8 protein-coding genes are annotated in these 11,305 nt (G+C 67.7%); 5 read left to right on the top strand and 3 right to left on the bottom strand.

Annotation, left to right across the window (positions count from 1 at the left end; translation table 11 throughout):
* Positions 1-283: 283 nt before the first annotated feature.
* Both E5Z01_RS06815 and nadE read right to left on the bottom strand, forming a co-directional pair.
* Entirely contained in the window at positions 284-799 is a 516-nt protein-coding gene (locus tag E5Z01_RS06815) for a hypothetical protein (protein WP_135228680.1), read from the bottom strand.
* 136 nt (positions 800-935) lie between these two features.
* The gene (nadE, locus tag E5Z01_RS06810) at positions 936-1,763 is read right to left on the bottom strand and encodes an ammonia-dependent NAD(+) synthetase (RefSeq protein WP_135228679.1); all 828 of its coding nucleotides are present in this window, start codon (positions 1,761-1,763) and stop codon (positions 936-938) included.
* A gap of 187 nt (positions 1,764-1,950) precedes the next feature.
* Here nadE and E5Z01_RS06805 point away from each other — a divergent pair, with 187 nt between their 5' ends.
* The 3 genes from E5Z01_RS06805 to E5Z01_RS06795 all read left to right on the top strand — a co-directional run bounded on the left by E5Z01_RS06805 (position 1,951) and on the right by E5Z01_RS06795 (position 5,769).
* Entirely contained in the window at positions 1,951-3,297 is a 1,347-nt protein-coding gene (locus tag E5Z01_RS06805) for an MFS transporter (RefSeq protein WP_240738213.1), read from the top strand.
* Between the two features lie 82 nt (positions 3,298-3,379).
* Positions 3,380-4,846, top strand: coding sequence for a nicotinate phosphoribosyltransferase (locus E5Z01_RS06800; RefSeq protein ID WP_135228678.1), 1,467 nt, complete (start codon positions 3,380-3,382; stop codon positions 4,844-4,846).
* Positions 4,843-5,769 (top strand): adenylyltransferase/cytidyltransferase family protein, encoded by a 927-nt coding sequence (locus E5Z01_RS06795; RefSeq protein WP_135228677.1) that lies wholly within the window; start codon positions 4,843-4,845, stop codon positions 5,767-5,769. Before E5Z01_RS06800 ends, E5Z01_RS06795 begins: the two co-directional genes overlap by 4 nt.
* A gap of 9 nt (positions 5,770-5,778) precedes the next feature.
* Here the strand turns inward: E5Z01_RS06795 and E5Z01_RS06790 are convergent, their stop codons facing one another.
* Positions 5,779-6,375, bottom strand: a complete 597-nt coding sequence (locus E5Z01_RS06790; RefSeq protein ID WP_135228676.1) for a TetR/AcrR family transcriptional regulator — start codon at positions 6,373-6,375, stop codon at positions 5,779-5,781.
* Positions 6,376-6,486: 111 nt separating this feature from the next.
* Between E5Z01_RS06790 and E5Z01_RS06785 the strand changes: the two genes are divergently transcribed.
* Both E5Z01_RS06785 and nagA read left to right on the top strand, forming a co-directional pair.
* Positions 6,487-10,095, top strand: coding sequence for a YhgE/Pip domain-containing protein (locus tag E5Z01_RS06785; protein ID WP_135228675.1), 3,609 nt, complete (start codon positions 6,487-6,489; stop codon positions 10,093-10,095).
* 78 nt (positions 10,096-10,173) lie between these two features.
* Positions 10,174-11,295 (top strand): N-acetylglucosamine-6-phosphate deacetylase, encoded by a 1,122-nt coding sequence (gene nagA, locus E5Z01_RS06780; protein ID WP_135228674.1) that lies wholly within the window; start codon positions 10,174-10,176, stop codon positions 11,293-11,295.
* The last annotated feature ends 10 nt before the right edge of the window (positions 11,296-11,305 follow it).

The following is an 11,305-nucleotide window of genomic DNA, read 5'->3' as shown; positions in this document are numbered from 1 at the left end:
AATTGAACCTGAAAGGCAATCAGCGTTGCGGCCTGGGGGATGGGCATTAAACTGTAGTCGGGATGAGGCGTCAACACCTTCATCCCTTTGCCATTCTGGACACGAAATGTCAACCCCTAATCGCCGTCATCAAGGCTTACCTGGGTGTGTAGCGCAGTGCTGCGAATGGAGTCATGCGGGTGCTGTTCGCCACATGACTCCATTTTCCCTTTCGGGTTTGCGTGGATGGAAGGCCCTGCATTTTCTGTGTTTTTTTGTCAACGGTTATAGGCGCGCCACGCCCTCAGCGAATGATCTCGATTTCCGAGAGCGAGGTGGACGTGCTGGCGATGCGCTGATCCTGAAGTTTTTTCAGCTCCTGGGCGTCCACGGCATTCTGGGCCATCACGATGGTCTGGCACAGCAGCATGATCGAGGCGCTGGTGCTGCGGGGCAGGGCCTTGGCGCCGCTTTCGCGCAGCACCACGCCGCGCGTGGCGTCGGTCAGGATCAGCACCGAGGGGCACACCAGCAGGCCCACCGGGTACGGGTACGTCCAGTTGCGCGCGCGCGAGGCCATCAGTTCGCTGCGCCAGGACTGCGTGTCTTCCTGCACGTGCTCGGCGCTGGTGGTGCGGGCCAGCTCCATGTGGCCTTGCAGGGCACTCAGGACGTCCTGAATCACGTCTCCCTGTTCCAGTGGCACGCGGCTGAGTTCCAGCACCACCTGTTCGCGGGCCAGCGCGCCCGCCTGCCAGCGGCGGATGGTGCTCAGGATCGCGTCGGCGCTGCTCCGGGGGTCTTCTGGGGGGGTGGTCATGGCGGGCCTCCTGCCCGTGATGATAAGGGCTGGCGTGCCCTGACTTTGTGTGTTGGACTTTGTGTCCTCACTCCGTGTCCTGGGCGGACATCCCGCCCCGCAAAGCCGGCCGGTTCCTCGCCTGCGCGGCGCCCCGTCAACCTTGACGCCACCAGTCGTCGAAAGGCGTGACGGGCAGGTGGCGTTTGTGGCGGGTGTTGCAGTGGTACTGCTCCAGTTTCTGTGCCGCTTCGGGGCTAACTTCCTGGCCTTCCAGGTAGTCGTCGATCTCTCCGTAGGTCAGGCCCAGCGCCACCTCGTCGGGCAGGCCGGGGCGCTGGTCTTCCAGGTCGGCGGTGGGCACCTTGCGCCAGGTGCTTTCCGGGGCGTTCAGGTGCCGCAGCAGCGCAGCGCCCTGGCGCTTGCTCAGTCCAGTCAGGGGCGTCAGGTCGACCCCGCCGTCGCCGTGCTTGGTGTAAAACCCGGTGACCGCCTCGGCGGCGTGGTCGGTGCCGACCACCAGCAGGTTCAGTTGCCCGGCCACCGCGTACTGCGCAACCATGCGTTCGCGCGCCTTGATGTTGCCGCGCACGAAATCGCGCAGTTCTTCTCCCAGCGCCTCGGCGGCGGCCGCCGCGCTGCCGTCCACGGCGGCCCTGATGTTGACGCTCAAGGTGCGGTCGGGCCGGATGAACTCCAGCGCCCGCTGCGCGTCGGCCTCGTCGGCCTGCACGCCGTAGGGCAGTCGCATCGCCACGAAGGTGGCCGCCCTGCCCTGCGCCCGCAGCTCCTCTACCGCCAGCTGGCACAGCCGCCCGGCCAGGGTGCTGTCCTGCCCGCCACTGATGCCCAGCACGAAGCCCTGCGCGGGCGTGGAGCGCAGGTAATCTGCCAGGAACGCCACGCGGCGCTGCACTTCGGCGGCGGGGTCGATGCTGGGCTGCGCGTGCAACTCGGCCCGGATCCGGTCTTGCGGGGTGGTCATGCCGTTCAGTATTCCCGATCTGCCCCTGGTGGTGTGCCTGATACCGACTCCGATTTCATCCCCCATGCTGGGCGATGAAATCCGACTGGAAGGAGAAGGAGAACATACGGGTTCCGGGAGATGGACATATCGTCGGTGTTGTTCCGACGATGTGGGAAGCGGACGGAATCCGTATTACACTTCCCCCGTGTCGCGCAACCCTGCAACTGTGGATGAAACCATCGATTTCCTGGGCCTGGGGCCTTTTCAGTGGCGGCTGCTGGCGATCTGCGGCCTGACCTGGGCGGCCGACGCCATGGAAGTCCTGCTGATGAGTTTTGCCCTGCCGGGCGTCAGTGCCGCCTTCGGCCTGGCGAAAGGGGCCCCACAGGCCACCGCCCTGCTGACCGGAACCTTCGCGGGAATGCTGGTGGGCGCGGTGTTCTGGGGCTGGCTGGCCGACCGCATCGGGCGACGCACGGTGTTCCTGATCACGGTGGCGTTAAGTGTGGTGTTCGGGTTTCTGGGCGCTGTGGCCCCCAGCCTGGAACTTTTGCTGCTGCTGCGCTTCCTGACCGGGTTTGCCATCGGCGGCACTCTGCCGGTGGACTACGCCATGATGGCCGAGTTTGTGCCGACCGCCTGGCGCGGGCGCTTTCTGGTGTATCTGGAGAGCTTCTGGGCGGTGGGCACGGTGGTGGTGGCGGCCCTGGCCTGGTGGCTCAGCACGCGCTTTCCCCCGGCAGAAAGCTGGCGCTGGCTGGTGGGTGCCGCCGCCCTGCCCGCATTGATTGGCCTGCTGGCGCGCTTCGGCATTCCGGACTCGCCGCGTTCCTTGCTGGTGCGTGGCGACCACGCCGGGGCGCAGGCGGCCCTGCAGCGGGTCGCGCGCGTGAACGGAAAAACGCTGCCTGAGCGGTCCCTGGAGAGCCCGGGCCCGGCCCCGCGCAACACCTGGGCCGCGCTTTTTCAGGGCGTGCTGGCGCGCCGCAGCGTTCTGCTGGGCCTCACCTGGTTTGGCCTGAGCCTGGGGTACTACGGCATTTTCTCGTGGCTGCCCAGCTACCTGCGGGCCCAGGGCATGGATCTGGGCATGGTGTACCGCACCACCCTGCTGCTGGCCCTGGCGCAGCTGCCCGGTTACCTGCTGGCCGCCTTCCTGGTCGAGCGGGCGGGCCGCCGCGCCACCCTCACGGGGTTTCTGGCGGTCAGTGCCCTGGGCGTTTACCTGTTCCTGGGCGCGGGCACGCCCGGCGCGGTGCTGGGCGCGGCCATGCTGCTCTCGGCCGCCCTACTGGGCGCCTGGGGAGCCCTGTACGCCTACACGCCCGAACTGTTTCCCACCGCCGTGCGCACCACCGGCATGGGCTTTACCAGCGCCATGGCCCGCGTCGCCAGCGTCGTGTCGCCCAGTGTGGGGGCCATGTTGCTGAGCGGCCACTTGAGCCTGGCCCTGAGCGTCTTTGCCGTCACTCTGGCCGCCGCCGCCGCGTGCGCCTGGGCCATCGGTGTGGAAACCCGCGGTCAGCACCTCAGCGAAGCGGGACAGGCGTAACCGGGGCCTGACTGTAGGTGCCAGGCCCACCCGTTTATCTACTTCCTCACCCCTTCCTATTCCCGCACCGGAGGTGCCCCTCATGACTGCCCCCTGCCTCACCTCAGCGCTTTTCACGGACCTGTACCAGTTGACGATGATGCAGGGCTATTTTTTCAATGGCCTGCACACCCAGGAGGCAGTGTTTGACCTGTACTTCCGCCGCCTGCCCTTCGAGGGCGGCTACGCGGTGTGGGCGGGCCTGGAACCCATGCTGGACACACTGGAGGCCCTGCGTTTCAGTGAGGATGACCTGGCGTACCTGGGCACGCTGGGGCAGTTCAGGCCGGAGTTTCTGGCGGCGCTGCGCGAATGGCGTTTCAGCGGGCAGATCGAGGCCTTCGCGGAGGGGGACGTGGTGTTTCCGCACGAGCCGCTGCTGACGGTGACCGCGCCGCTGTGGGAGGCGCAACTCATCGAAACCATGCTGCTCAATACCCTGAACTTTCAGACACTGGTGGCCACCAAGGCTGCGCGCTGCGTGCTGGCTGCCAGAAGCAGTCCGCATGGGGGCGAGGTGCTGGAGTTCGGGGCGCGCCGCGCCCAGGGGCCGGACGGGGCGCTCAGCGCGGCGCGCGCGGCCTTCGTGGGCGGGGCCAGCGCGACCAGTCACGTGGAGGCCGGGCAGCGCTTCGGCATTCCAGTGTCCGGCACACACGCGCACGCCTGGGTCGAGAGTTTCCCGGACGAACTGGCGGCCTTTCGCGCCTACGCCAGGCTCTACCCGGACAGCACCGTGCTGCTGCTGGACACCATCGACACGCTGCGCAGCGGCCTGCCCAACGCCATCACGGTGGCGCGGGAACTGCGCGCGGCCGGCCACGAACTGCGCGGCATTCGCCTCGACAGCGGCGACCTGGCCTACCTGTCGCGCACCGCCCGCGCCGAGCTGGACGCAGCCGGTTTCCCGGACGTGAAGATCATCGCCAGCAACGACCTTTCGGAAGCGGTCATCGCCGGGATCATCTCCGAGGGGGGGCGCATCGACGTGTACGGTGTGGGCACGCAGCTCGCCACGGCGGGCGGGCCTGGGGGCGGCGCCCTCGGCGGTGTCTACAAGCTCGCGTCCCTCGGCGGCGTGCCGCGCATGAAACTCACGGGCGACCCCGGCAAGGCCAGCCTGCCCGGCGTGAAGCACGTCTGGCGCGCCAGTAAACAGAACGGTAAGCAGGCCAATGAACAGCTGCAATGGGATGTGCTGACGCTGGGCGGCGCGCCGCAGGCTGCCCAGCGCGTCAGCGACCCGGTGAATCCCCTGCGCTCGGCCCCCATTCCCGCCGGACTGAACTGGCAGCCGGCCCGCCAGACCGTGATGCAAGGGGGACACCGCACCGCCCCGGCCCGCACGCTCACGGACATTCAGGCGTTCTCGGCGCGGCAACTGGCCCGCGTGGCCACCGAGACGCGCCGCCTGCTGAACCCGCACATCTACCGCGTGAGCCTCGCCCCGGACGCCGCCGGTCTGCGCCAGCGCGTCATGGAGGACTTGCAGGCGCAGCACACGAAATGAACAGTTCGGGCAGCGGAGAAGGGGCGGTGTTCGTCGGGCGCTTCCAGCCGCCGCACCACGCGCACGTGTCCACCGTGCTGGCCGCACTGGACGCCGCGCCCCACGTGCTGGTGCTGCTGGGCAGCGCGAACCTGGCCCGCAGCGTCAAAAACCCCTTCACCGCGCAGGAGCGCCACGCCATGTTCGCCGCCGCCCTGGCCCAGCGGGGTGCCGACCTGCACCGCGTGACCTTTCGCCCGCTGCCGGACCGCTTCGACGCGGAGTTGTGGGCCGCCGACGTGCGCGCCGTGGCCGCCCAGGTCTTCGGCCCGGACGCCCGCGTGGCCCTGGTGGGCTTCGAGAAGGACGCCAGCACCGGTTACCTGCACTGGTTCCCTGGCTGGACACGTCTGGTCACGCCCGAGGAACCCGGCCTGAACGCCACCGACATTCGCGCCGCCCTGTTCACCCGCCAGCCGCTGCCGGGCGGACTGCCTGGCCCGGTGCTGGACTTCCTGCGGCAGTTCCCGCAGGGGCGCGGGTTTCCCCGGCTGGTGCGCGAGTGGCAGGCTGTCCAGGCGGCCAGGGCAGCCGCCGGCCCCGGCCCGCACCGTGAACTTCGCTGGCTGGACGTGCGCGGCCCCGACCTGACCCTGCACCAGCGCACACAGGACATCGGGCAGGGCTTATGGGAGTTGCCGGGGCGGCCCCTCGTCGTAGGAGAGGGCGCGGCAGGGGAGGGCGTGCCAGAGGGGGCGACAGTGTTTGACCATCCGTCCCGGAGCCTGGTGGTTCCGAGCGCGGCGTATGTCCTGCGCGCAGCGGCGCCGCCGGAATACCCGGGCGAACGGGTGGCCATTGCCCACGCGCTGTTGCGACCGCGCAAGTTCTTCGAGGATCACCATGTCATCCTCACGCGAATGCTGGGCCGGGAAGAGGATTAATCCAGTGGCTTAACCCAGCACGCCGTCGACGCCCCCCACGATGAATTTTTCCAGCAGCGCGGCCAGCTCGTCGGGGTTCCACTGTTCCTTTACGGTCTGCTCGTAGGCGACGCTGCTCAGCAGGTTGAGCACCACCGCGATCAGCATGGGTTGCGGCAGGTGGCCGCGGGTCTCGGTGCGCAGTTTGCTGATCTGCTGAAGGTTCAGGCGTTCCTCGATGGCGTTCAGGAAAGCCTGCCGCCGCGCGCGGAAGTGCGGGCCGCCGCCGCTGTTCAGCAGCATCAGCAGTTCGCGCTCGTTCAGCAGCGCGCGGAACACGTCCGCGAAAGAGGTCGCCTGCACTTCGCACAGCAGGGGGCGCAAGCGGGCCGGCAGGTGCTCCAGGCGTTCGTCCAGCAGGGCGTCCAGCACGCTCTCGGTGCTGGGAAAATAGGTGTAGATGGTGGGGCGCGAGGTGCCGAGGCTGGCGGCGATATCGGCCATGCTGACGCCCTCGAAGCCGCGTTCGATGAACAGGTCAGCGGCCGAGCGCAGGATCTGTTCGCGGCGGTTGTCGGCACTCAGGCGGCGCTTGCCGGTCGTGTGGGGCGCGGGCGCGGCGGTCATGAGAACAGCATAACCTGATTCTGACAGATTGTCACTTGACTATCTGTCAATAAGAAGGGATACTGCCTCTATTGAAGTGAGGGCGTGGCCCCTCACGCCGGAGGAACCCACATGTCCCTGAAACGCGACTACCAGCTCCTGACGCCCGCCGAACGCAGCCTGTGGCGCCACCCCATGATGTGGCTCTCTGCCGCCGCCATCGCCGCCACACCCCTGCTGTACTCGACCGTTTACCTGGCCAGCAGCCTCGACCCCTACGGCAACCTGAAGAAACTCCCGGTGGCGCTGGTGAACCTGGACGCCGGCACCACCTACAGGGGCCAGGAGTACCACCTGGGCAGCGACGTGCTGCAAAAATTCAACGAAGACCCCAAATTCAAATTCATCCCGTACCCCACGCAGGAAGCTGCCGAAGCTGCCGTCCGGCACGGGGACGCTTACTTCTCGCTGACCCTGCCGAGCGACTTCAGCCGGCAGTCCATCGCCGGCAACAGCGCCCAGCACGGCGAACTGAACCTCTACATCTCAGAAGGCGCCAACTACTTCGCCTCGCGCGTGGCCACCACCTTCGGCACCACCCTGGCCGACACCCTCAACCAGACCCTCAGCGAGAACCGCTGGGAAGTCGTGCAGAAGTCCCTGGCCGACGTGCAGAGCGGCTTCAGGCAGATTCGCAGCGCCACCGGGCAACTCCGCGAAGGGGCTGGGAAACTTCAGAACGGCACGCAAGAACTGGCCACGGGCGCGGGAACTTTGGCCACTGGCACCCGCAAGGCCGCCGACGGCAGCACCCAACTGGCGGGTGGCGCGCAAACGCTGTCCACCGGTGTGAACAAACTGACCAGCGGTACGGGAAAACTCGCGGCGGGCCTGCGTCAACTGGAGGCCGCCGCGCCCGGACAGGCGCAACTGAAGCCGCTGCAAGACGGCGCGGCTAAACTCGCGGACGGGTCGCAGGCCCTGGCCAGCGGATTGACTGGGCTGGCGACGGGAGCCGGTCAAGTCGCCACCGGCGCGAAATCCGCGAATCAGGGGGCCCGGCAAATCGCCAGCGGAAACGGGCAACTGGCGCAGCAACTCCCGCAACTCCAGAGCGGTTTAGGGCAACTGGCGGACGGGGCAACTCAACTGTCGAGTGGAGCAAAAGCCGCGAACACGGGCGCCCAGCAACTGGCAGCGGGCAACAAGCAACTGGCTGCGCAATTGCCACAACTCCAGAGTGGCCTGGGACAACTGGCGGGCGGGGCGCAGCAACTCGCGCAGGGCGCAAAGAGCGCGAATACAGGCGCAAAGCAGGTGGCCGAGGGCAACAGGCAACTCGCTTCACAACTTCCCCAGTTGCAAGGTGGCCTGGGGCAACTTGCTGCTGGCGCCGAGCAACTGGCCGCAGGCGCGAAATCCGCCAACACAGGCGCAAAACAACTCGCGGAGGGCAACCAGAAGCTCGCCACGCAGCTCCCGCAACTTCAGAGCGGCCTGGGGCAACTCGCCGACGGTGCCAATCAACTGTCGAGTGGGGCAAAATCCGCGAATCAGGGGGCCCGGCAAATCGCCAGCGGAAACGGGCAACTGGCGCAGCAACTGCCGCAACTCCAGAGCGGTTTGGGACAACTTGCGGACGGGGCCAGTCAACTTGCCCAGGGAGCCAAAAGCGCGAACACGGGCGCGCAGCAACTGGCGGCCGGGAACAGGCAGCTCGCCGCGCAACTCCCACAACTTTCGGCTGGCATCACCCAGGCGCAAGCCGGCGCGGCGAAACTGGGCGACGGCGCCGCGCAGCTTGCGGCGGGGTCACGGCAACTGGACGAGCAGATCAGCAAAATCCCGGTTGCCCCGGCGGCCCTGAAAAACGGCACGGCGCAGATCCGCCAGGGGGCCGCCGCCATTTCCGGCGGAACGGACGTGCTGGTCAGCGGCCTGACCACCCTGAACGCCGGGGCAGGCCAGGCGGTGGACGCCGCCGGGCAACTGGCCGACGGCGCCGGGAAACTCGCGGCGGGCACCGCCCAGCTGGAAAGTGGCGCAAGTACCCTTGCAGGCAAACTGAAGGAAGCGCAGGCCGGCACGGCTACTGCCGTGGACGGCGCGAAGAAGCTGGGCGACGGGGCCACGCAACTGGCGGCCGGCACGGCCCAGCTCGAAACCGGCGCGGCGACCCTTGCGGGTAAGTTGCAGGAGGCGCAAACGGGAACCACCGCCGCCGTGAACGGGGCCAGGCAACTGGGCGCAGGCGCGGAAAAGCTGGCGGCCGGGACGGCGCAGCTGGAAGCGGGCGCGGCGACGCTCTCCAGTAAGCTCAAAGAAGCGCAGGTCGGCACGGCTACCGCCGTGGACGGCGCGAAGAAGCTGGGCGACGGGGCCACGCAACTGACGGCAGGTACGGCCCAGCTGGAAAGTGGCGCAAGTACCCTCGCAGCCAAACTGAGGGAAGCGCAAACGGGCGCGGCGGCTGCGGTGGACGGCGCACGCAAACTGGCGGCAGGTGCCGGCGAACTGGCGAGTGGCACAGCCAGACTCCAGACCGGCGCGGCGACCCTCGCCAGCAAATTAAACGAGGCGGAAGCGGGCGCCGGCAAAGCCGTGACCGGAGCGCGCCAACTGGCAGAGGGCAGTCAGCAACTTGCCACCGGAACGGCCCAGCTGCAAACCGGCAGCGCCACCCTCGCGGAAAAAACGACTCAGGCCGCGCAGGGCGCCCGGACCCTGGCCAGCGGCGCGAATTCCCTTCAGGACGGTGTGAACACCCTGGTCAGCGGCAACCTGAAAATCAAGGACGCCCTGGGCACGGTCACCGCGCAACTTCCCGCCGACCGCGACCTGAAGGCGCTGGGGGGCGGGGCCACCACCCTCGCGCAGAAAAGTGGCGAACTGGCCGGCGGCCTGGGCCAGCTCGCCGACGGCGCGGACAGACTTCAGAACGGTGCCGGCGACCTGAACGCAGGTGCGGCGAAGCTGAAAGACGGCCTGGACACCCTTTACCGCAAAATCCCCGCGAACATCGAGAAGCTGGGCGGTGACCCGGCCGGCCTGGCCACCAGCGTCCAGCCTAAAGTCACGGTGTTTGCCCCGGCGAAGAACAACGGGGTGGCCTTCGCGCCTTACTTCATGGCCCTGAGCCTATGGGTGGGCGTGACCATGACCACATTCATTTTTCCTTACCAGCAACTGCCCATGGCGGGCCGCCGCAGCAGTCAACTGTCGCGGATGCTGCGCAAGTCCGCCGTTCCCGCGCTGCTGGTGACCGCGCAGGCGCTGCTGGTGGTGCTGGGCGTTCACCTGCTGGGCGTGGAGTACCTGCACCCCGCGCAGGTGGTCGCCACGTCCGTGCTGACCAGCCTCAGCTTCCTGAGCTTCGTGCTGACGCTCATCTACCTGTTCGGCGCGGCGGGCCGGCTGTTCGCGCTGATTCTGCTGGTGGTGCAGCTGGCCGCGTCGGGCGGCAGCTACCCGGTGGAGCTGGCCCCGCAGGTGTTTCAGACCATTCACAACTGGGGGCCGGTCACGCAGGCCGTGAATGCCCTGCGGCACGCCATTACCGGCGCTTACGAGGGCCAGTACCCGCGCTTCATGCTGAGCCTGCTGTCCATCGGCGTGTTCAGTTTCCTGCTGGGCCTGCTCGGCACGCGCCGCTGGGAATTCGTGAAGGACGCGGACTTCAAACCGCTGGTGTCCAGCCCGGTGGTATCGGCCTTCGAGCATCAGGAAGTCGCGCCGGAGTAACAAGGCGTAAAAACAAGTGGAAAAAAGGGCCGCTCCGACGTGGGCGGCCCCAGCCCTTTATGGCGCAGACTGTGGGGCATGGCGCAGATTCTGGAAGGGCAACTGGTCTTGCCGGACGGCACGGTTCGCGGCGGACAGCTGGAATTCACGGGCACCATCACACGAATAGAACTGGATGACCGTTCCGGTGGGCCGCTTATTCTGCCGGGGTTCATCGACACGCACGTCCACGGCGGGGGCGGCGGGGACACCATGGACGGCGTGGAGGGCCTGCACACCCTGGCGCGGCTACACGCGCGCCACGGCACCACGACGCTGCTGCCGACCACCATGACCAACCCCTGGCCAAATGTTCTGAACGCCCTGCAAGCTGTAAAAGAGGTGATGGACGCGGGCGGTGTTCCGGGTGGGGCCGACATTGCCGGGGCACACCTGGAAGGGCCGTTCATCAGCCCGCAGCGCCTGGGAGCGCAACCGCCCTGCACCGTGTTGTCCACCCCCGAGCGCGTGGCGCAGGTGCTGGCGTTCGGCGTGATTCGCGCCCTGACCATCGCCCCGGAGCAGAAACACGCTTTTGAAGCGGCCGAGACCTTTGCCAGGGCGGGTGTGCGTGTGGGCGTCGGTCACACCGTCGCGGACGCCAACACCGTGAGCAGGTTCCTGAACCACGTTCAGCAGGCCGGGGGCCACACCTGCGCCACGCACCTGTTCAACGCCATGGGCGGCATTCAGGGCCGTGAACCCGGCGTGCCCGCCGCCCTGATGAGCGACCCGCACACTTTTCTGGAAGTCATTCTGGATCTGGTGCACGTACACCCCACCAGCTTCAGGCTGGCCTGCGCCGCCGCGCCAGACCGCACGCTGCTGATCACGGACGCCATGCGGGCCGCCGGGATGGGCGACGGCCTCAGCGAACTGGGCGGGCAGGCCGTCATCGTAAAGAACGGTGAAGCCCACCTGGAGAGCGGTTCGCTGGCGGGAAGCGTACTGACCATGGATGTGGCCTTCCGGAATGCCGTGCAGGCCGGCTTTACGGTCGCGCAGGCCAGCCGCATGGCCAGTGCCGTTCCCGCCGCCTCCACCGGCCTGACTGACCGCGGCGAACTGCGTGGGGGGCTGCGGGCCGACCTGGTTCTGCTGGATGAAAAACTGAACGTGCAGGGCGTCATGGTCGGCGGACAGGCCCTTTCCCTGGCTTAACTCCATCCTT

The sequence above is a fragment of the Deinococcus fonticola genome (assembly GCF_004634215.1).
Lineage (GTDB): Bacteria > Deinococcota > Deinococci > Deinococcales > Deinococcaceae > Deinococcus > Deinococcus fonticola.
This window is presented reverse-complemented; position numbering and strand designations above follow the sequence as displayed.